General features: G+C 69.2%; 21 protein-coding genes and 1 pseudogene. 10 read left to right on the forward strand and 12 right to left on the reverse strand.

The features are described from left to right. Nucleotides 1-93 precede the first annotated feature (93 nt). Nucleotides 94-1611, reverse strand: a complete 1518-nt coding sequence (locus tag LV780_RS10895) for a bifunctional aminoglycoside phosphotransferase/ATP-binding protein (RefSeq protein WP_108221018.1) — start codon at nt 1609-1611, stop codon at nt 94-96. Nucleotides 1612-1758: 147 nt separating this feature from the next. Between LV780_RS10895 and LV780_RS10900 the strand changes: the two genes are divergently transcribed. From LV780_RS10900 to LV780_RS10920, 5 genes are all read left to right on the forward strand, one after another. Further along, a complete protein-coding gene (locus tag LV780_RS10900; RefSeq protein WP_011909353.1) occupies nt 1759-2091 on the forward strand; it encodes a phasin family protein in 333 nt (110 codons plus the stop codon). 121 nt (nt 2092-2212) lie between these two features. Then, nucleotides 2213-2935 carry an endonuclease/exonuclease/phosphatase family protein gene (locus tag LV780_RS10905; protein ID WP_011909354.1) on the forward strand — a complete coding sequence of 241 codons (723 nt, stop codon included), beginning with the start codon at nt 2213-2215 and terminating at the stop codon, nt 2933-2935. Beyond that, complete coding sequence (locus LV780_RS10910) at nt 2932-4482, forward strand: phospholipase D-like domain-containing protein (protein WP_011909355.1); 1551 nt, start codon at nt 2932-2934, stop codon at nt 4480-4482. Before LV780_RS10905 ends, LV780_RS10910 begins: the two co-directional genes overlap by 4 nt. A gap of 220 nt (nt 4483-4702) precedes the next feature. Next, on the forward strand, nt 4703-5152 hold the full coding sequence (locus tag LV780_RS10915; protein ID WP_108221017.1) for a c-type cytochrome: 450 nt from the start codon (nt 4703-4705) through the stop codon (nt 5150-5152). 3 nt (nt 5153-5155) lie between these two features. Continuing rightward, nucleotides 5156-5752, forward strand: coding sequence for a cytochrome b/b6 domain-containing protein (locus LV780_RS10920; protein ID WP_011909357.1), 597 nt, complete (start codon nt 5156-5158; stop codon nt 5750-5752). Between the two features lie 58 nt (nt 5753-5810). Here the strand turns inward: LV780_RS10920 and LV780_RS10925 are convergent, their stop codons facing one another. Continuing rightward, nucleotides 5811-6455 (reverse strand): class II aldolase/adducin family protein, encoded by a 645-nt coding sequence (locus tag LV780_RS10925; protein ID WP_108221016.1) that lies wholly within the window; start codon nt 6453-6455, stop codon nt 5811-5813. A gap of 156 nt (nt 6456-6611) precedes the next feature. On the opposite strand from LV780_RS10925, the gene ytfE reads away from it, so the two are divergent. Then, nucleotides 6612-7286: an iron-sulfur cluster repair protein YtfE gene (ytfE, locus tag LV780_RS10930; protein WP_011909359.1), complete on the forward strand. Its 675-nt coding sequence runs from the start codon at nt 6612-6614 to the stop codon at nt 7284-7286. Nucleotides 7287-7342: 56 nt separating this feature from the next. Further along, nucleotides 7343-8839 carry an alpha/beta hydrolase gene (locus LV780_RS10935; RefSeq protein WP_108221015.1) on the forward strand — a complete coding sequence of 499 codons (1497 nt, stop codon included), beginning with the start codon at nt 7343-7345 and terminating at the stop codon, nt 8837-8839. A gap of 720 nt (nt 8840-9559) precedes the next feature. Here the strand turns inward: LV780_RS10935 and tnpB are convergent. Both tnpB and epmA read right to left on the reverse strand, forming a co-directional pair. After that, nucleotides 9560-9772: pseudogene (gene tnpB, locus LV780_RS10945) on the reverse strand (IS66 family insertion sequence element accessory protein TnpB); the annotation flags it as partial. Nucleotides 9773-9801: 29 nt separating this feature from the next. Continuing rightward, nucleotides 9802-10854, reverse strand: a complete 1053-nt coding sequence (gene epmA / locus LV780_RS10950) for an EF-P lysine aminoacylase EpmA (protein WP_101341754.1) — start codon at nt 10852-10854, stop codon at nt 9802-9804. Nucleotides 10855-10955: 101 nt separating this feature from the next. On the opposite strand from epmA, the gene efp reads away from it, so the two are divergent. Beyond that, a complete protein-coding gene (gene efp, locus LV780_RS10955; protein ID WP_011909363.1) occupies nt 10956-11522 on the forward strand; it encodes an elongation factor P in 567 nt (188 codons plus the stop codon). Nucleotides 11523-11592: 70 nt separating this feature from the next. On the opposite strand, the gene LV780_RS10960 is transcribed toward efp, so the two are convergent. From LV780_RS10960 to uxaC, 8 genes are read right to left on the reverse strand one after another with little or no spacing between them, the layout of a single operon-like run. Continuing rightward, nucleotides 11593-12984: a mannitol dehydrogenase family protein gene (locus LV780_RS10960; protein WP_108221012.1), complete on the reverse strand. Its 1392-nt coding sequence runs from the start codon at nt 12982-12984 to the stop codon at nt 11593-11595. Further along, nucleotides 12962-13687, reverse strand: coding sequence for a 2-dehydro-3-deoxy-D-gluconate 5-dehydrogenase KduD (gene kduD, locus LV780_RS10965; protein WP_108221011.1), 726 nt, complete (start codon nt 13685-13687; stop codon nt 12962-12964). Before kduD ends, LV780_RS10960 begins: the two co-directional genes overlap by 23 nt. Further along, complete coding sequence (gene kduI / locus LV780_RS10970) at nt 13684-14508, reverse strand: 5-dehydro-4-deoxy-D-glucuronate isomerase (protein ID WP_108221010.1); 825 nt, start codon at nt 14506-14508, stop codon at nt 13684-13686. The genes kduD and kduI overlap by 4 nt, the downstream gene beginning before the upstream one ends. Before the next feature lie 11 nt (nt 14509-14519). Further along, nucleotides 14520-14822 carry a cupin domain-containing protein gene (locus LV780_RS10975; RefSeq protein ID WP_011909367.1) on the reverse strand — a complete coding sequence of 101 codons (303 nt, stop codon included), beginning with the start codon at nt 14820-14822 and terminating at the stop codon, nt 14520-14522. Between the two features lie 8 nt (nt 14823-14830). Then, entirely contained in the window at nt 14831-16111 is a 1281-nt protein-coding gene (locus LV780_RS10980; RefSeq protein ID WP_108221009.1) for a TRAP transporter large permease, read from the reverse strand. Between the two features lie 2 nt (nt 16112-16113). Next, nucleotides 16114-16659, reverse strand: coding sequence for a TRAP transporter small permease (locus LV780_RS10985; protein WP_108221008.1), 546 nt, complete (start codon nt 16657-16659; stop codon nt 16114-16116). A 58-nt stretch (nt 16660-16717) separates the two neighbouring features. Next, nucleotides 16718-17695, reverse strand: a complete 978-nt coding sequence (locus tag LV780_RS10990) for a TRAP transporter substrate-binding protein (protein WP_108221007.1) — start codon at nt 17693-17695, stop codon at nt 16718-16720. A gap of 25 nt (nt 17696-17720) precedes the next feature. Continuing rightward, complete coding sequence (uxaC, locus tag LV780_RS10995) at nt 17721-19127, reverse strand: glucuronate isomerase (protein WP_108221006.1); 1407 nt, start codon at nt 19125-19127, stop codon at nt 17721-17723. 103 nt (nt 19128-19230) lie between these two features. Between uxaC and LV780_RS11000 the strand changes: the two genes are divergently transcribed. After that, nucleotides 19231-19947 carry a GntR family transcriptional regulator gene (locus LV780_RS11000; RefSeq protein WP_108221005.1) on the forward strand — a complete coding sequence of 239 codons (717 nt, stop codon included), beginning with the start codon at nt 19231-19233 and terminating at the stop codon, nt 19945-19947. Continuing rightward, nucleotides 19929-20837, forward strand: coding sequence for a sugar kinase (locus tag LV780_RS11005; protein ID WP_180325210.1), 909 nt, complete (start codon nt 19929-19931; stop codon nt 20835-20837). Before LV780_RS11000 ends, LV780_RS11005 begins: the two co-directional genes overlap by 19 nt. The last annotated feature ends 11 nt before the right edge of the window (nt 20838-20848 follow it).

The following is a 20848-nucleotide window of genomic DNA, read 5'->3' on the forward strand; positions in this document are numbered from 1 at the left end:
ATAGGCGGCGCCGCGCCGCAACGCAAGCCGGCGGTCATCGGCCGGGTGAAGCGGCCGCAGGATCGGGCGGTTGTTCGCCGGGCACCCCGGCCGTCACCCGATGGCAAGGGCGCGGCCGGCGGCCGTCACCACCTCATCGAGCGGGCCGGTGGCATCGACCGCGATCCAGCCTCCGGCCTCGGGCTTGCGGGCAAGCTGGTCCCGCACCACGCTTGCGTCCGCGTCCGAGGCGTCTCCGCGGCGGGCCGAGACGCGCGCCACCAGCACGTCGGGCGCGGCCTCGAGCCACAGAGCCTGCAGCGGCACGCCCAGATCCCGCGCCACGGCCGCCACCGCCTGCCGGTCGGCCGGATCGAGGAAGGTCGCGTCGAGGACCACCGGCCAGCCCGCCGCAAGGATCGTGCGGGCCCGCGCCAGCATCCGGTCATAGACCGCATGACGCGCCGCCTCGGCGTAGGCCGCATCGGGCAACCGCTGCGCAACCGGCGCGCCGGCCGCGGCCTTGCGTTCGAGATCGCTGCGCAGGTGGACCGCCCCCGGCGGCAGGCCGATACGTGGCGCGAGTGCCGCGGCAACCGCCGTCTTGCCGCTGCCCGAGACCCCGCCTATGGCGACAAGCCGGGGCGGCGGCGGCTCCAGCAACCGGCAGGCCACGTCCAGCAGCCCCCGCGCCTCGTCCCGCGAGTGGCCCGCCATGTTCCGGGCCTCGTCGGTCTGGATCAGAACCATGGCCCGGATCGCCGCGCGCACCGCCAGAAAGAGGGGCAACGCCGCAAGACCCGCATCCTCCTCGCCCGCAGCCTCCAGAAGCCAGGCCCCGAGCGCGACGCCCGCCGCCCGCGTCAGGCCGCGATGGTCGAGATCCATCAGCAGGAAGGCGAAGTCATAGAGGATGTCGCAGGTGCCGAGCGTCTCGTCGAACTCCAGCGCGTCGAAGGGCACCGGCTCGCCGTCGATCAGCACGAGGTTGCGCAGATGCAGATCGCCGTGGCAGCGCCTCACCCGGCCCTCGGCCGCGCGCGCCCGCAGAAGCGGCGCATGGCGGTGCTGCAGGGCGTGCGCCTGCCGGCCGAAACGCGCGATCCGCTCGGGGCCGAGCGCCTCCTCCATTCCGGCAAAGACCCGCGACAGCTCGGCGAGGATGTCCTCGATGAGCTGCGCCCCGCAGGCCTCGCGCCGGGGCGCCGCCCGGTGATAGCCGGCCACCGCCCGCCCGAGACGGCCCGCCAGATCGTCGTCGAGACCGCCGCTCTCCGCCACCGCCAGCAGCTCGTCCTCGGCCGGAAAGCGCCACATGCGCAGCACCCACTCCACGGGCTCCCCTCCGCCGCCGAGCGCGAGCCCGCCCGCCTCGCGCGTCAGGGGCAGGACGTCGCGATAGATGCCGGGCGCGGTGGCCCGGTTCAACTCCAGCTCGCGCCGAAGCATCCGGTGACGGAGCTCCGGCGTCGAGAGATCCATGTAGTCGTAGCGCACCGCCCGCTTGATCTTGTAGGCCTCGCCCCCCGCAAGGAACACGAGCGCGCCATGCGTCTCGACCACCTCCACCGGCGCTCCGCCGTGGCTCTCGGGATCGGACAGGAAGCGCACCACCTCGGTCTGATCCTGCATGGCGTGACCCTCCGTTTCCCGACCAGCGTGCCAGCGGCGGGCGTGAAGTCAACGCGTCGCACCGTCGCCACTTGACTGGGGTCAATGACGCGCGGCATGGGGCGTGAAAGGTTGCCCCGAGGCCCGTTCCAGAGAAGGAGTCTCACGATGACTTTCTCGAAAAGACCGAACGCCACCAGCGCCACTCCCGAAAACGGCGGGCTCCGTCAGGCAAGCTTCCTGCTTCAGGGCGGCACCAGCAACGCCTTCGAACTCTGGCTGCGCCTCGTCAACGAGCTTTCGCAGTTCGGTGCGGACCGGATCTGCGAGACGGTCAAGACCCAGCAGCAGATGATGCACTGCCGCAACATCCCGGAGATCGCCCACCTTCGGGCGCAATGGCTGCAGAAGGCGATGGACCAATATGCGACCGAGTCCGGGCGCCTGGCCGAGATCTGGCGCGAGGCGGTCGAGAAGACGGTCAGGATCCGGGCGGACTGACACGCCCGGCCCCGCACAGGACAAGACGACGCGAGGGATGACCCGTGCGCGGCCAGAAGGGGTTTGTCATCGGCCGGTGAGACCCCATCTTCTCCCGAGACCGGAGCCTCGCGAGAACCCCATGCCTGCACCCGAAATCACCGTCGCGTCCTACAATATCCACAAGGGCATCGGCACCGACCGCCGGCGCGACCTGAGACGCACCTCCGCCGTCATTGCGGAACTGGACGCCGATCTCGTGGCGCTGCAGGAGGCCGACCGGCGGTTCGGCGACCGGGCGGGGCTGCTCGACCTCGAACATCTGCGCGCCGAGACGGGGCTCGTGCCGGTGCAGGTCGAGGGCAGCGGGCGGGCGCATGGCTGGCATGGCAACCTGCTTCTGGTGCGGGAGGCGGAAGTCGAGGAGGTGCACAAGATCGTGTTGCCGGGCTTCGAGCCCCGCGGGGCGCTGATGATCGACCTTCTGATGCATGGCCGGCCGCTGCGGGTGATCGCGGCGCATCTGGGTCTCCTGCCCGGCTCGCGGGCGGCGCAGACGCGCCACCTGCTCGAACGCATCGAGGCCGGCGCCCCCCGCCCCACCCTGCTGATGGGCGACCTGAACGAATGGCGCGGCTCGGGCGCGGCGATGAGCCATCTCGCGCGGCACTTCACCGGCGCCGTAATGGTGCGCAGCTTTCCTTCGCGGTTCCCGATCCTGGCGCTGGACCGACTGATGACCTGCAAGCACGGACGCCTTCAAGACGTGGTGCCCCATGACACGCCGCTCGCCCGGCGTGCCTCGGATCATCTGCCGATCAAGGCCCGGCTTCACCTGCCCGAGCGGATCGCGGCCGCATCATGATCGACGGGTGGATGGGCGCACTCCTGTGGGTGGTGCTCGCGGTCGCGGCGGTGGCGGCCCTGTCGGCGCTGACCTGGCGCAGATGGCGCCAGTTCGCGCTGAAGGCGCGCGGCGCCGTGGCGACCGCGCTGCCCAAGACGGGCCCCGCGACGCCGCTCGACGCGCTCTTTGCCCCGCTCGAGGCCGCCAACCCCGGCACGTCGGGGCTGCTTGCGCTGATCGAGAACCCGGATGCCTATGCCGCGCGCGCCTTCTCGGCGCAGATGGCGGGGCGCTCGCTCGACCTGATGTATTACATCTGGCGCACCGACCTGACCGGCTGGCTGCTGATCGAGGAGCTGCTGGCGGCCGCCGATCGCGGCGTGCGGGTGCGGCTTCTGCTCGACGATGTGAACGTGCAGGGCTTCGACCGCGCCTTCCTCGCGCTCAACCAGCACCCGAACGTCGAGGTGCGGCTCTTCAATCCGATCCGCAACCGCGGCCATGTCATCCGGCGCACGCTCGAGATGCTGCTGGGCCTGTCGCGCTTCAATCGCCGGATGCACAACAAGGCCTGGATCGCCGACGGGCGCCTGGCCATCGTGGGCGGGCGCAACATCGGCGACACCTACTACGACGCGGAAGAGAGCGGCCTTGCCATGTCGCGCGACGCCGACGTGATGCTGGCCGGGCCGGTGGTGACCGAGGTCGAGGGGCTCTTCGACAGCTACTGGAACCTCGGAATCACGCTGCCGATCCTGGCGCTCTGGCCCGAGTTCAAGGTCAATGCCCGCAGCTTCCAGCGCCGGATGATGCGCCACAACCGGGCGCCGGCGGCGCTCTCGTTCCTGCGCCGCACGATGACCGGGCGGGACGCGCCCGAGCTTCTGACCCGCCGGCTGCGCTGGACCGACAAGGTGACGCTGCTGGCCGACCCGCCCGACAAGGCGCTCGGGCACCGCTCGGGGCCCTGGATGGGCGAGGCGATCACCACGCTCCTGCGCGGCGCGCAGCACGAGGTGCGGCTGATCACACCCTACTTCGTGCCGGGAAACGACGGCTGCGACTTGCTGACGGGGATCGCCCGGCGCGGGGTGCGCCTCGCGATCATGACCAACGCGCTGTCGGTGACGGACATGGTGCTGGTGCATGGCGCCTATCGCCACTACCGGCTGCCGCTGCTGAAGGCGGGCGCCGAGTTGTACGAGTTCGGCCCCCTGCCCCGCGCGACCGGCCGACGCGACCTCCTGCACACCAAGGTCTTCCTGATCGACGGGCGGCAGGCGGTGGTCGGCTCGCTCAATTTCGACCTGCGCTCGGCCTTCATGAACACCGAGCTGGGCGTTCTCTTCGAGGAGCCCGACCTCTTCGCCGAGCTGTCCGGGATGTTCGACCGCGAAAGCGCCCCGGATCAGGCACACCGGCTGTCGGTGGAACAGGGGCGGCTGCGCTGGTCGGTGATCGAGCGCGGGCAGCCCGCCCTGGCCCGGTTCGAGCCGGACTCTCCGGCCGCCCTGCGCGCCGTCTCCTGGGTGGTGGGGCACCTGCCGATCCAGAGCTACCTCTGATCCCCGCGCCCGCATCCGGTGGCTGAGCCTCGCCAGCGGGGAAAATATTCATACACGAATATTCATGCGCAATTCACTGTAAGAATTGACGTTTTAGCGTCCGCAAGGAGCGGTGCGGCAAGCTGCCGCAGTTGAATCCGACCCTTTCCGCGACGGATTTCGGGGGTGTCACCGTGTGACGATCGCCTGCCCGTTATGGGCCTGTAGCAAGGAAAGACTGATGAGACGAGTTCTTCTGTCCACCCTGGTGGCCGCCCTTCCCGCCGTCGCGATGGCCGCCGATGCCGAGCGTGTCGTCGAAGCCCGCAAGGGCTTCTTCTCGCTCGTGGCGCTCGAGTTCGGCCCGCTGGCCGCGATGGCGAAGGGCGAGATGCCCTATGACGCCGACGCCGCCAAGGCCCATGCCGCCGACCTCGTGGCGCTGACCAAATACGATCCCTCCGACCTCTATGCCCCCGGCACCTCGGCCGACGATGTGAAGGGCACGGGCGCCAAGGCCGCGATCTGGCAGGACATGGACACCTACCAGAAGAAGGGCATGGCCTTCTTCGAAGCCGTGGCCGCGCTCGAGCCCGTCGCGGGCAACGGCCAGAAGGAGCTTGGCGCCGCGGTGAACAAGGTGGGCGCCACCTGCAAATCCTGCCACGACGACTTCCGCGCGAAGAACTGAGCCATGAGCAGCCCGGACATCTCATCCTCCGCCGTCGAAACCGTCCGCATCTGGGACCCGCTGCTGCGGATCTTCCACTGGGCACTGGCGGCGTTCGTCGTCCTCTGCTGGGGTCTTGGCAAGTTCGGCCCGGACATCATGACGCTGCATTTCTACGCAGGTTATGCGGTGATCGGGCTGCTTGCCTTCCGTCTGCTCTGGGCGCTGGTGGGGCCGCGCCCCGCGCGTTTCACGAGCTTCGTCTATCGCCCGCGCGCGATCCTCGCCTACGCGGCCGAGGCGTGGCGGCCGAGGCCGTCCTATTGGCGGGGCCACAACCCGTTGGGCGGCCTCTTCATCGTGGCGCTGCTGGTGGTGCTGGCGTTGCAGGCGCTGACCGGGCTGGTGGCCGACCCCGACGACTTCGTGAACGTGGGGCCGCTCGCCTCGTCGGTGCCCTCGTGGGTCGCCGGTGCCGCACCGGGCTGGCACGAGTTCCTCGGCAACCTGACCTTCGCGCTGGTGGTCCTGCATCTCGTGGCCATCGCCTTCTACAAGCTCTGGAAGCGCGAGGACCTGATCCGGCCGATGCTGACCGGCCTCAAGACGGTCCGCCGCTGACCACGCATGGCCACCGGAGAGGGCGCCTTGTCGGCGCCCCTCCCCGCCGGCGGGGCGCTCAGACCTGCAGCCCGTAGCCCGCGAACTTCTCGACCACCGCCGCGATCTGCTCATCCGAGAGGATCCGCACCTCGCCGACCTGCAGGCAGCCGAGATACTGCCGGGCCAGCGTCTCGACCTCGACCGCCGTCCACATCGTCCGCGCGAGCGACGGCCCGATGGCGATCATCCCGTGATGCTCGAGCAGGCAGGCCAGCCGCCCCTCGAGCGCGGTCACCGCATGATGGGACAGCTCTTCCGAACCGTAGATCGCATAGGGCGCCACGCGGACCGTGGGCCCGCCCGCGGCCGCGATCATGTAATGCACGGCGGGGATCTCGCGGTTCAGGATCGCCAGCGTGGTGCAGGCCGTGGGATGGGCATGGACGACCGCATGGGCATCGGGCCGCGCGGCCAGGATGTCGCGGTGAAAGCGCCACTCGCTCGAGGGCCGGTGCCGCCCGGTGGCCGTGCCGTCCATCGCGAGGAAGACGATATCCTCGGGCTGAAGCCGCTCGTAGGCGATGGCCGTGGGAGTGATGAGCAGCCCCTCGCCATGCCGCACCGAGATGTTGCCCGACGTCCCCTGATTGAGGCCCGAGCGGTTCATCTCGAGACAGGCCGCGATGATCGCCTCGCGCTTGGTCCGTTCGTCCGCGTCCATGGTGCCCTCCTGCATCCCGGCCCGGCTTAGGCGAGCCGGCCCCCGGCGTCAAAGGCGCCGCGCGTCGCAGCGTGCCGCCGTTTTCCGTGCGCTGGCGCAACGTTCGCGCCCGTTCCTGCCGCTAGCAACACCGCAGGAACACCGGAAGGAGACGCCATGTCCGACATTTCCCTCACCCTCGACAGCGAAGTGGGCGAGGTCGCCGCCCGCCTGCCCGGCGCAGCGGGCCTCTTCCGCCGTCACGGCATCAGCTTCTGCTGCGGCGGCGGGCAGAGCCTGGCCGAGGCGGCCGGGAACCGGAACCTCGCCCCCGAGGCGCTGCTCTCCGAGCTTCAGGCCCTGGCCACGGCCGCCCAGGCCGAAGCGCCGGCCGAGACCGCAGCCCTCATCGAACACATCCTCGCGCGCTACCACGAGACCCACCGGCGCGAGCTGGCCGACCTCATCCCGCTGGCCGAGAAGGTCGAGGCGGTCCACGGCGACCATGAAGAGGCGCCGCACGGGCTGATGCTCCTGCTCGACGACATGCGCGACGAGATGGAAGACCACATGCAGAAGGAAGAGCAGATCCTCTTCCCGATGATGCGGATGGGCGGAGCGCCGATGATCTTCCAGCCCATCGCCGTCATGCGGGCCGAACACGACAGCCACGGCGAGCAGCTGCGCCGGCTGGAGCACCTCACCCGCGGCTTCGCCCCGCCGGAAGGCGCCTGCCGCTCGTGGCACGCGCTTTATGCGGGCGTGCGCAAGTTCGCGGACGACCTGGTCGCGCACATGCATCTGGAGAACGAAGTGCTGTTCCCGCGGTTCGAGCGCCAAGCCACCGCTTGACCTCGGGGCGGGGGACGGGGAGAACCTTCGGCATCGTCCCTGCCGGAGGTTCTCGCTTGTCCCCGCCCCCATCCCGACCGAGGATTCTCGTTGCCGTCCTGGCCATCGTCGCGGTGGGGCTGGCGATCCTCATGCTCGAACGCGCGCGCGCGGGGATCGAGCGCACGCCGATGATGATCGGCACGACGCCCGCCACGCTCTACCGCGCCGCCGGCGGGCCGGAGGCGCCGCTCGCCGTGGTGGCGCACGGCTTTGGCGGCTCGCGCCAGATGATGGAGGCGATCTCGCTCACGCTGGCGCGCGCGGGCATGGCGGTGGTCTCGTTCGACTTCCACGGCCAGGGGCGCAGCGTCACGCCGATGTCGCCCGATGCCTTTCCCAACGAGCAGGGATCGAGCGGGACCACGGTCCAGCTCGTGCGCCAGACGCTCGAGGTCGTGGAGGCGGCGCGGGCCCTGCCGGGGGTGGCGTGGCCGCCGGCCCTGATCGGTCACTCGATGGCGACCGACATTCTGGTGCGCACCGCGGACCGTCTGCCCGCTGTGGGGCCGGTCGCCCTGATCTCGGCCTATTCGCGCGAGGTCACGCCCGAGACGCCCGCCCGGCTCCTGATCCTCTCGGGCCAGCGCGAGGGCGGCCTGCGCGAAGTGGCGCTCGAGATGGTGCGGCAGGTGGCGCCCGACGCCGCGGAGGGCGAGACGGTGGAGGCCGGGCCCGTCGAGCGGCGGGCGGCGGTCGCGCCCCTCGTCGGACATGCCGGCGTGCTCTGGAGCCCGACGACCCTGCGCGAGATCCGCGACTGGATGGCGCCGGACCACGCCGCTCCCGTGGCGGCCACCGGGCCCTGGATCCTGCTGCTGCTGGCCGGGCTCGTGGCCCTCGTCTGGCCGGCCGCGGCGCTGCTGCCGGACCGCGGCAAGCACGGGCCAGAGCCGGGCTGGCGGCTCTTCCTTGTGCTCCTCGCCGCCCCGGCGCTGCCCGCCGCGCTCCTGTCGCTGAACCTCGGCGCGTCCGTGCTGGGGCTGGCGGGGATCGGGCGGATCGCCCTCTTCTTCGGGGTCTGGGGCGTGATCCAGCTTGGCCTGCTCGCGCATTACCGCGGCCTCGACCGGCGGGTGAACCTGCCCGCGCTGGCGGTGCTGCTGGCCGGAAGTCTGGTCTTCGCGCTGGCGATGGATCGCTACGCCGCGGCCTTCCTGCCCACCGGGCCTCGCCTGCCGCTGATGGGGCTGCTCGCGCTCGGCACCCTGCCCTTCATGCTGGCCCACGCCCATCTCGCCCATCGCGCGCGGCTGTGGCGGAGGCTCCTGCTGGCGCTGGCCCCGCTTCTGGCCCTTGGCGGAGCGATCGCGGCCGAACCCGAGCGGCTGGGCCTGTCCTTCACGGTGCTGCCGGTGTTCCTGCTGTTCCTGCTGGTCTTCGGCACGATGGGCCGGTGGATCGCCCGCGTCACCGGGCCCGCCACGGTCGGCCTCGGCCTCGGCCTCATGCTGGCCTGGTCGATCGCCGCTTCGACCCCGCTCTTCGGAGCGGCCTCGCGCATGGTGTTCTGAGCGTAGGGTCTCAGCCGACGGGTAAGCGGAGGCTGACCACCCTTGGTCTTGCGGCTTGACCATTCGCGGAAGTTCCAGGGCATCAGTTCGGCGATGTCGCTCTGCATGTGCTGGTCAAGGATCTTGCGGAGGGTTGCGGCGCTAAACGCCTCGGGGTTCACGCCGGGTTCCCCCAGCTGGGCAGCGCGCGGCAGGCGCACCTGTCGCGGACGGCGGAGGGCGTGTTCTTTCCGCGTCCGTCGGGGCGCCGCCTCACATCCTTCGACTGGCGGCAGATCCGCTATCGCAACGTCATCGGCCTCCTGAAGAACGCCTTTCTACGCCGGAGCTAATGTCTACGGCAAAGGCGAGAAGCGGGTCGACGGGCGGGCGCGCAAGCTCGAGAAGCACCGGGAAGCCGCGCTGCGCCGGGTGGACCGACCGTGGTAATCTCCTTCATGGATGGCTCCCTTCATGGGTCCGTGTGACAGCACCCAATGTGGCACATCGCGATGCCGGGAGCGGGAGCCATCCACTCCATCAATGGCGCAAAAGGGCTCATTCCTCGAACGGCAGGTTCCGCTGGACGGGGTCGAGCTTCTCGGACTTCGAGCCGAAGGTGTCGCGCCGCATCCGCCCGAGCAGCCGCTCCAGCCGGGCGCGGGCCTCCTCGACCTCGGCCCGGACCGCTCGCCAATCCAGCCCCTCGACGAGGGCCGAGAACGGCGCCGGCGACAGCCGGATCACCCCGTCGGCGGGCTTCAGCCGGTGGAAGCCAGTGCCCTCGAGCTTCTTGTAGATCAGGACAAGTCCGGTCTGATCCCAAACCAGGCATTTCAACTGGTCGCCGCGTTTCGAGCGGAACAGGATACGCCCGGCATATCCGTGCTGGTGACTGTGAGACATGGCGTATGTCTGTACGTCCGTATCCATCGACGCCTCCCTAGGCGTCATCTCGGACAGCGCCGATCAGGCAAGGAGGGCTATGGGCGGGCGCTTGCGGCGACGGGCGCCCAGATCACCTCATCGATGCGGGGGGCGCCGGTGGCCAGCATCACCAGCCGGTCGAAGCCAAGGGCGATCCCGCTTGCGGGCGGCATCAGGGCCAGCGCCGCGAGGAACTCCTCATCGAGCGGATAGGTCTCGCCATAGACCCGCTCCTTCTCGGCCATCTCGGCCTCGAAGCGGCGGCGCTGTTCGGCCGGATCGGTCAGTTCGCCAAAGCCGTTGGCGAGTTCCACCCCGCAGGCATAAAGCTCGAACCGCTCGGCGACGCGCGGATCATCCGCCGCGCGCCGCGCCAGCGCCGCCTCGACCGCGGGATAGCGGTCGAGGATCGTGGGCCGCCCATGCCCCAGATGCGGCTCGACCTTCTCCACCAGCACCCGGCTCAGCAGGTCCGACCAGCCGTCGTCCTCCCCGGCCGAGAGGCCCGCCGCCGCCATCGCCGACCGCAGCGCCGCGGCGTCGGGCACGCCCTGCCCGTCCACCGTGGCCAGCAGGTCGATCCCGGCATGGCGCAGGAACGCCTCGGCCACCGACAGCCGTTCCGGCTCGGCGAAGGGATCGCAGCTCCGGTCGCGGAAGCGCAGCTCGCGCCCGCCCGCCGCCTCGGCCGCCAGCCGCAGGAAGGCCGCGCAATCCTCCATCAGCACCTCGTAGTCCTCGCCCACCCGGTACCATTCGAGCATGGTGAACTCGGGTGAGTGCAGCACACCGCGCTCGCGGTTGCGCCAGACATGGGCGAAGGCCGCGATCCGCGTCTCGCCCGCGGCCAGGAGCTTCTTCATCGCGAACTCGGGCGAGGTGTGCAGATACATCCGCCGCCCCTGCCCGTCATTGCCGATGGCCGAGGTCTCGAAGCCGTGCAGATGCGCCTCGTTGCCGGGCGAGACCTGAAGGGCCGCCGGATCGACCTCGGTGAAGCCTTCGGCCCCCAGCCAGTCGCGGATCGCCGACTGGATGCGGTTGCGCGCCAGAAGCAGCGGGCGGCGGTCGGCGTGACGGTGGGGCTGCCACCAGGAGGAAGCGGACATTCGGCGGCTTTCGTCTGGAATTTCTGGCGCGGATGGGATAGGCGCACGGCCAATCCTGCGCGTTCTACGATGCGCCCCCTCCCATCGCAAGGAAGAGACCCGTGAAAGTCATCGCCTCGAGCCTCCGCAAGGGCAATGTCGTCGATATCGACGGCCGGCTCTATGTCGTCCTCACTGCCCAGAACTTCCACCCCGGCAAGGGCACGCCGGTGACGCAGGTGGACATGCGGCGGATCTCGGACGGCACCAAGGTCTCGGAACGCTGGAAGACGACCGAGCAGGTCGAGCGCGCCACCGTGGACGAGCGCGAGTATGACTTCCTCTACGAGGACGGCGAGGGCTATCACTTCATGGAGCCCGAGAGCTACGATCAGGTCGTGGTCTCGCCCGACGTGGTGGGCGACGGCAAGGTGTTCCTGACGGAAGGGATGCGCGTCTATCTGCAGACCCACAACGACGTGGCGATCTCGATCGAGTTCCCGCAGAAGGTGGTGGTCGAGATCACCGAGACCGAGCCGGTGGTGAAGGGCCAGACGGCCTCCTCGTCCTACAAGCCGGCGATGTGCACCAACGGGCTGCGCGTGATGGTGCCGCCGCATATCTCGGCCGGCACGCGCATCGTGATCAACACCGAAGACCTGAGCTACGTCGAGCGCGCCAAGGACTGATCGCCGCGAGGCCCGGAATCGGAAGGGGCGCCCGAGGGCGCCCCTTCGTCCTTTCCGGGTGAGGCTGACATCACGACCCGGAAATCTCCTCGACCGCGCGCCGCGCGCCCACGTCCGTCAGGCGCGCATGGGCGGCCGTGACACCGGACGCGAGCGCTTCGGCCAGCTCCTCGGGGAACACGGCGCGAAGCCCGAGCAGCGCGGGCACGCCCTCGGCCGCCCGTTTGCGCAGCTCGTCGGCGAGCGGATCCTTGACCTCGATCGGCTGGCCCTTTTCGTCGGTTCCCGAAACATAGCGCATCCAGCCCGCCACGGCGAGCATCAGGCCCGGCGAGGGGCGGCCCGCGGCGAGGTTCTCGGTGAGCGTCCCGAGGATGCGTTGCGGCAGCTTCTGGCTGCCGTCCATCGCGATCTGCCATGTGCGGTGCCGGATCGCCGGGTTCGAGTAGCGCTGGAACAGCTGGTCGGCGTAAGCGGCCAGATCCACCCCCGGCGGGGGCGTCAGGGCCGGGATGATCTCGTCCCGCCACAGATGCCGCACGAAGGCGGCAAAGACCGGATCGGCCACCGTCTCGGCGATCGTCTCGTGCCCCGCAAGATAGCCGAGATAGGCGAGCGAGGAATGGGTGCCGTTCAGCATCCGCAGCTTCATGTGCTCGAAGGGTGTCACGTCCTGCACAAGCTGCACCCCCACCGCCCCGAGATCCGGGCGGGCGCCGTCCACGAAATCGTCCTCGACGACCCACTGGCTGAAGGGCTCGTGCATCACCGGCAGATTGTCCTCGATGCCCCGCGCGCGCAGCCGTTCGATGTCCTCGGGCTTGGTCGCGGGCACGATCCGGTCCACCATCGTCGAGGGGAAGCGCCCCTCGGCGGCGATCCAGTCGGCGAGGCCCGGATCGATCCGGCGGGCGAGGTCCAGCACCACGCCCCGCACCACGCGGCCGTTCTCGGGAAGGTTGTCGCAGCAAAGCACGGTGAAGGGGCGAACGCCCGCCTCGCGCCGCCGTTGCAGCGCGTGCACCAGATAGCCGGGGGCCGAGCGCGGCCGCGCATCGGCGAGGTCATGGAGGATGTCGGGATGGTCCGGGTTCAGCGCGCCCGTGGCCGGATTGTGGCAGTAGCCCTTTTCGGTGACCGTCAGGCTCACGATCCTCACGCCGGGTTCCGCCATGGCGGCCAGAACCGCCTCGGGGTCCTCCTTCGCCACCAGCACCTGCCGCACGACCTCGACCCGGCGGACGGTCTCGCCCGCAGGCCCCTGCTCGACGGCGTGATAGGCAAAGCCCTGCGGCGCGAGCGCGTCGCGCATCGTGGGCGACTGGAGGCTGACGCCAAGGATGGACCAGTCGCCGCCCGAGGCCTTCATCGCCTCCTCGACATAGATCGCGCCGTGGGCGCGGAAGAAGGCGCCCAGTCCCAGGTGGACGATTCCAATCTCAGCGGGCAAGCCAGCCTCCATCGACATTCAGGATTGCGCCATGGACATAGGCCGCAGCGGGTGAGGCGAGGAACACGGCCGCTCCGGCGATGTCCTCGGGCCGGCCCCAGCGGCCGGCGGGGATGCGGTCAAGGATGGCGCGGTTGCGCGCCTCATCGGCCCGCAGGGCCTCGGTGTTGTTGGTCTCGATGTAGCCCGGCGCGATGGCGTTCACGTTGATGCCCTTCGACGCCCATTCGTTCGCCAGAAGCCTGGTGATGCCCGCCACACCATGCTTGGCGGCGGTGTAGGAGGGCACGCGGATGCCGCCCTGGAAGCTGAGAAGCGAGGCGATGTTGATGATCCGCCCCCCCGTCCCGCGCGCCAGCGCCGAGCGGGCGAAGGCCTGCGCGGTGAAGAACACGGCCTTGAGGTTCACGTCCATCACCGCGTCCCAGTCCTCTTCGGTGAAGTCCACCGCATCGGCGCGGCGGATGATGCCGGCATTGTTCACGAGGATGTCGATGGGTTCGGCCGCGAAGGCATCGCGCGCGGCCATCGGGTCGGCGAAATCGAGCCGCAGCTCGCGCCCGCCGGTCATCGCGACCGTCTCCGCACAGGAGGAGCGGCCGGCGGCGATCACCTCGGCCCCGGCCTCGGCCAGTGCCACCGCGATTGCCTGACCGATCCCGGTGTTGGCCCCCGTGACCAGCGCCCGCTGGCCCGCCAGCGAGAAGGAGATCACCGCAGATCCTCCATCGCGACGGGTTCGACGTCGCGATAATCCACGTTGTCGCCTGCCATCGCCCAGATGAAGGTATAGGCGCCGGTGCCGCAGCCGCAGTGGATCGACCAGGGCGGCGAGACCACGGCTTCCTCGTTCTTCATCACCAGATGGCGCGTCTCGGAAGGCTCGCCCATGAAATGGAACACGCGGGCGTCCTGCGCGAGGTCGAAATAGAGATAGACCTCCATCCGTCGGTCGTGGACATGGGCGGGCATCGTGTTCCAGACCGAGCCGCCGTGGAACTGGGTGTAGCCCACGACAAGCTGGCAGGACGGCATCACCTCGGGGTGGATGAACTGGTTGATCGTGCGCTCGTTCGCGGTCTCGGGCGCGCCCATCTTGACCTTCTTCGCATCCGCCAGCGTCACCAGCCGGGCGGGATGCGCCGTATGCGCGGGCGCCGACAGGATGTAGAACCGCCCCTGCCCCGCAAAGGTCACCGGCCCCGCGCCCATCGGCAGGTAGAGCACGTCGCCGCGCCCCATCTCCCACGTCTCGCCCGCGGCCGAGACGGTGCCGGGGCCACCGATGTTCACCACCCCCATCTCGCGCCGGTCGAGGATCGAGGCGGTGCCGGTGGGCTTCACCTCGTCGATCACCAGAGGCGCACCCGCAGGCACGGCACCGCCCACGATCATCCGGTCGTAATGGGTATAGACCAGCCGGATCTCGCCCTCGTGGAACAGGTCTGCCATGTGGAAGGCCTCGCGCAGGCCGGCGGTGTCGAGCTGGCGCGCGGACACGGGGTCCATCGCGTGACGGATCTCGATATGGGTCATGGGAAGCTCCTTCAGAGGAAATCGTCGCGGCGGGGGGCGAAGCTGTCGATCAGCGTGCCGGGTTCGAGGCAGCGGCAGCCGTGGGTCACGCCCGAGGGGATCATCAGGCTGTCACCCGGCCCGATCTCGTGCGTCGCGTCGCCGAGGAAGAACAGGAAGCGGCCGGACTGGACGAAGGTGGATTGCACATGCGGATGGCTGTGCAGCCGACCCTCGGCGCCTTCGTCGAAGCGGAAGGCCACCAGCATCAGCGCGGGATCATCGGCCAGCACCTGCCGCGTCACGCCGGGATCGGGAGAGACAATGGGAAACATGGGAAACCTCAGCGGAACTGCGCCGGCAGCCAGAGCGACAGCGTGGGAATGTAGGTGACGAGCAGCAGGACGATGACGGCCGCGCCGTAGAAGGGCCAGATCGTCCGCATCGCGTGCCAGATCGAGATCCTGCCCACCGCGCAGCCGACGAACAGCACCGCCCCCACGGGTGGCGTGCAAAGCCCGATGCCGAGGTTCAGCACGAGGATCACCCCGAAATGCACCGGATCCACGCCGAAGGCCTGCGCCACCGGCAGGAAGATCGGCGTGGTGATGACGATCAGCGGCGACATGTCCATGAAGGTGCCGAGCACCAGCAGCGCCACGTTGATCAGCAAGAGGATCACCAGCGGATTGTCCGACAGCCCCTGCATGAAGGCCACGATGGCCGTCGGCACCCTGAGATAGGCCAGCAGCCAGCCGAAGGCCGCCGCGCAGCCGATCACCAGCAGAACCATCGCCGTGGTGCGCACCGCGCCCAGAGTGGCGTGGACGAACTCGGACCAGGTCAGCGTGCGGTAGATCAGGATGGTCACCAGCAGCGCATAGACCACGGCGATGTTGGCGCTTTCCGAGGCGGTGAAGATCCCCGAGCGCACGCCGCCGAAGATCAGCGCCACAAGGATCAGACCCGGCACGGCGGCCACGAAGATCGCCCCCAGCGCCCGCAGGCCGGGGAAGGTCTCGGTCGGATAGCCGCGGTGGCGGGCCACGAAATAGGCCGCGATCATCAGCGCCACGGCCAGAAGGAAGCCCGGAATGATGCCGGCCGTAAACAGGTCGGCGATCGAGATCCGCCCGCCGGCCGCGATCGAATAGATGATCATGTTGTGCGACGGCGGGATCATCAGCGCGATGATCGAGCCCACCACGGTCAGGTTCACCGCGTAATCGGCGCCATAGCCGCGGGCCTTCATCTGCGGCACCATCAGACCGCCGACCGCCGAGGCATCGGCCGCGGCCGAGCCCGAGACGCCGCCGAACATGACCGAGGCCACCACGTTCACCTGCCCGAGCCCCCCGCGCAGGTGGCCGACCATGGCGCCCGCCAGCGCCACCAGCCGGCGCGCGATGTCGCCCCTCACCATCAGGTCGCCGGCGTATATGAAGAAGGGAATGGCCATCAGCGCATAGACCGACACGCCCGAGTTCAGCCGCTGGAACACCACCACCGGCGGCAGCCCCAGATAGAGCACCGTCAGGAAGCTCGAGACGCCGAGGCAGAAGGCGACCGGCGTGCCGATGAGCAGCAGGAAGACAAAGCTTCCGAACAGGATGAACAGCTCCAACGTCAGGCCCCTGTGGTGGTGGTTTCAGGCTCTTCCGGCGCGTCCTCGCCGAAGCGGGCGGTGTGCAGGCCCGCGGCCCGGCGCAGGATGCGCTCGATCGAGAAGAGGACGAGAAGGACGCCGCCCGAGATCAGCGGTGCGAACTCGAAGCCGCGGCTGATGCCGAGGCCGGGCATGTAGTCGTTGGCCGCGCGGGCGGCCAGCGACCAGCCATACCAGAACATCCCGAAGCCGAAGCCCACCACGAAGAGATCCGAGATCGTGTGCAGCCAGGGCGCGACGCGGCGCGGCAGGAAATAAAGCAGCACGTCGAACGAGAGGTGATAGCCCTCGCGCACGCCCACGGCGGCGCCAAGGAAGATGAACCAGGCCATGATGGTCACGGCCGCCGGTTCCGCCCAGTGCAGGCTGTCGTTCATCACATAGCGCACGAAGACCTGCGCGAAGACGAAGACCGTCATCAGCACGAGCCCGGCGCGCGCTATCCAAAGCGCGACCCGCGCCAGCCCGCCCATGACGAGGGCAAGCCTTCTCAATCCGTCCTGCACATTGCACCTCGCGAAGGAAGCGGCCCGCGGAACAGCGTCCGCGGGCCGACGGGTCAGGTCACTCGGTTTCCTGAATGCGCTTCACGAGATCCCGGTATTCCGGCTTCGTGACATACTTTTCATAGACCGGCGCCATCGCCTCGATGAAGGGGGTCTTGTCGATGTCGCGGATCACCTCGGACCCGGCGGCCAGCACCTTCTCTTCCGACGCCTTCTCCTGCTCAGCCCAGAGCTTGCGCTGCACCGGCTCGGACTCTTCGGCGGCCTGACGCAGGATCTGCTGATCCTCGGGCGACAGCGCGTCCCATCTGGTCTTCGAGATCGCCACCAGTTCCGGCACCATCAGGTGCTGGTCGAGCGTGTAATATTTCGCCACCTCGAAATGGCCCGAGCTGTCGTAGGACGGCCAGTTGTTCTCGGCCCCGTCGATCACGCCGGTCTGGATCGAGGAATAGACCTCGCCATAGGGCATCGGCGTGGCGTTGGCGCCCAGCGCCGACATCATGTCCACGAAGACATCCGACTGCATGACGCGGAACTTCATGCCCTTCAGGTCGTCGATCGAGGCGATCGGCTTCTGGCTGTTGTAGAAGCTGCGCGCGCCGCCGTCGTAATAGGCCACCGCGATCAGGTCCCTGGCCTCGAAAGCCCTGGCGAGATCGTCGCCGATCGGGCCGTCCATCACGTTATGGAGGTGATCCTCGGAGCGGAACAGGTAGGGCAGCGACAGCAGCTGCGCCTCGGGCACGATGTCGTTGAACGAGCCGAACGAGGCGCGCACCATGTCGATCACGCCGAACTGGGTCTGCTCGATCGTGTCCTTTTCCTCGCCCAGCTGCGACGAGGGGAAGACCTCGATGCAGATCCGGCCGTCCGACAGTTCTTTCGCGCGCTCGGCCATGTGCTTGACGCCCTCGACGGTCGGATAGCCGTCGGGATGGGTGTCCGAGGAACGCAGCGTCACCTCGCATTCGGCGAAGGCCGGTGCGGCAAGCGCGACGCTTGCCAGCAGGGCTGCGGTCAGGGTTCTGGTCATGGTTTCTCCTCCCTTGGTCATTGTCTCAGAGCCGGTAGGCCTGTTTCGCCAGCCGGTAGGCCAGGTCCTGCGCCACCTCGAACGCCTCGTCCTCATCGAGGCGCCCGGTGGCGACCAGCGTCGCCAGGAACGCGCTGTCCACCCGCCGCGCCACGTCATGCCGGGCGGGGATCGAGCAGAAGGCGCGCGTGTCGTCGTTGAAGCCCACGGTATTCATGAAGCCGGCCGTCTCGGTGGTCATCTCGCGGAAGCGGCGCATCCCCTCGGGGCTGTCGTGGAACCACCAGGCGGGGCCAAGCTTCAGCGCCGGATAGACTCCGGCCAGCGGTGCCAGTTCGCGGGCATAGGCGGTTTCGTCCAGCGTGAAGACGATCACCGTCAGCCGCGGATCGCCCCCCACCGCCGACAGAAGCGGCCGCAGCGCGCGGACGTAATCGGTGCGTGTCGGGATATCAAAGCCCTTGTCGCGCCCGAACCGATCCATGACCGGCTGAGAATGGTTGCGGAAACTGCCCGGATGGATCTGCAGCACCAGCCCGTCGTCGAGGCTCATGCGCGCCATCTCGGTCAGCATGTGCCCACGGAAGGCGTCGGCCTCGTCGGGGGTGCAGGTGCCCTTGAGCGCCTTGGCAAGAAGCGCCGCCGCCTCGGCCTGCGGCAGATCCTCGGTCCGGGCCGTGGCATGGCCGTGGTCGGTCGAGGTCGCGCCGAACTCCTTGAAATACGCCCTCCGCTTGCGGTGGGCCGCCAGATAGCCCTGCCAGGTCGCGGTATCCTCGCCCGTCAGCTCGCCCAATGCCGCCACATTGTCGGCAAAGCCCGCGAACTCGGGATCCACCACCGCATCGGGACGATAGGCCGTGATGACGCGGCCCTGCCAGCCGCTCTCGCGGATCATCCGGTGCCAGCGCAGGTCGTCGCGCGCGCTTTCCGTGGTGGCGATGACCTCGATCCCGAACCGCTCGAACAGCGCGCGCGGCCGGAACTCGGGCCGGCTCAGGCAGTCGGCGATATGGTCATAGCTTGCATCCGCCGTCCCGGCCGAGAGCCGGCGCTCCAGCCCGAAGACCTCGGAAAAAGCATGGTCCAGCCACAGCCGCGAGGGCGTGCCGCGAAAGAGGTGGTAGTTCGCCGCGAACAGCCGCCAGATCGTGCGGCCGTCGGTCTCGGTCGGCCCGCCATCGGCGCGCGGCACGCCCATCGCTTCCAGCGGGATGCCCTGCGAATGCAGCATCCGAAACACATAATGGTCCGGCGTCACGAAAAGCCGGGCGGGATCGGGGAAAGCCTCGTTCTCGGCAAACCAGCGGGGATCGGTGTGGCCGTGCGGCGAGACGATCGGCAGGTCCTTGACCGATCCGTGAAGCGCGCGGGCCAGCGCGCGGGCGCCCTCCTCGATCGGAAACAGCCGATCTGCGTGCAGCAGCCCCATTGCCTTCCGCCTCCTCCCTGCGTCAAGCCATCAGATAACGGTGGCATTTGGCCGCCGTGTCTGACTAATATGCTAGTATGCTTCACCTGTCAACGGAGAGGACATGACCGACGCGATCACGCTGCCGACCCTCGAGGCACCCATCCGGCCCTCGGTCACGGATCAGGTCTTCGATCAGTTGCACGACCGGATCATCGAGCTTGACCTGCCTCCCGGCACCAAGCTCTCCGAGATCGAGGTCGCGCGTCAGTTCGGCGTCTCGCGCCAGCCGGTGCGCGATGCCTTCTACCGGCTGTCCAAGCTGGGCTTCCTCGCGATCCGGCCCCAGCGGGCCACGACGGTCTCACAGATCTCGACCCGCAGCGTCATGCAGGCCCGTTTCATCCGGGCCGCCATCGAGGCCGAGACGGTCCGCGTGGCCTGCGAGCGCCTGACCGAAGCGGACCATGCCGCGCTCTGGCAGATCCTCGACCTTCAGCGCGAGGCCTCCGAGGCGGGCGACCGGCTCCGCTTTCACGCGCTCGACGACCGGTTTCACCGCGAGATCTGCGAGCGGTCCGGCTGCGGCTTCGCCTGGGAGATCATCCGCGAGAACAAGTCCCACATGGACCGGGTGCGCTACCTGTCGCTGGCCTTCGCCTCGAAGGATGCCTACGCTGACCATCTCGAGGTGATGCAGGCCATCGAGGCGCGCGACGCGCCCGAGGCGATGCGGCGGATGCACCGGCACCTCAACCGCATCAAGATCCAGATCGAGCGGATCCGCCTCGATCACCAGAGCTATTTCGCACAGGAGGACGCATGTCTGCCCGATCTCTGAAGAAACGCATCGTCTCGGTCGGCGAATGCATGGTCGAGATGGCGCCGACGGGCGAGGGCACCTATGCGATGGGCTTTGCCGGCGACACGCTGAACACGGCCTGGTATCTGCGCCGCGCCCTGCCGGCCGACCGGCCGGTGGACTATCTCACCGCTGTCGGCACTGACCCGATCTCGGCGCGGATGGTGGCCTTCTTCGAGGAGGCGGGGCTTGGCACCGCCCATGTCGCGCGCCTTTCGGACCGGACGGTGGGCCTCTACCTCATCGAACTGACGAACGGCGAGCGCAGCTTTGCCTACTGGCGCGGGCAGAGCGCGGCCAGGCTGCTCGCCCGTGATGTCGCCGCGCTCGAGGCCGGGTTCGCGGAGGCCGCGCTGATCTACCTCTCGGGCATCACTCTGGCGATCCTCGATCCGGCCGACCGCGCGCGGCTCCTCGAGGCCCTCGCGGCCGCGCGGGCGGCGGGCAGCGCGGTGGCCTTCGACCCGAACCTGCGCCCGCGCCTCTGGCCCGATCCGGCGGCCATGTGCGCGGCCGTCACCGAGGCCGCGCGCCATGCCGACATCGTCCTGCCCTCGCACGAGGACGAGGCCACCTTCTTCGGCGACGCCGACGCGGCCGCCACCGCGGCGCGCTACGCGGCCGCCGGCGCGACGCTCGTGGTGGTCAAGGACGGTGCGGGCCCGATGGTGACGCTGACCGAAGACGGCCAGCAGAGCCACCCGCCCGAACGGGTGCAAGAGGTGATCGACACCACCGCCGCGGGCGACAGTTTCAACGCGGGCTTCCTTGCGGCACATCTGACCGGAGCGCCGCTCGCGGACGCGGTCCGGGCCGGCGCCCGTCTTGCCGCCCGCGTCATCGGCGCCCGCGGGGCGCTGGTGCCGTGACGGCGCCGGCC

Origin of the sequence: Cereibacter azotoformans (genome assembly GCF_021391315.1) — a bacterium.
Taxonomy (GTDB): Bacteria; Pseudomonadota; Alphaproteobacteria; order Rhodobacterales; family Rhodobacteraceae; genus Cereibacter_A; species Cereibacter_A azotoformans.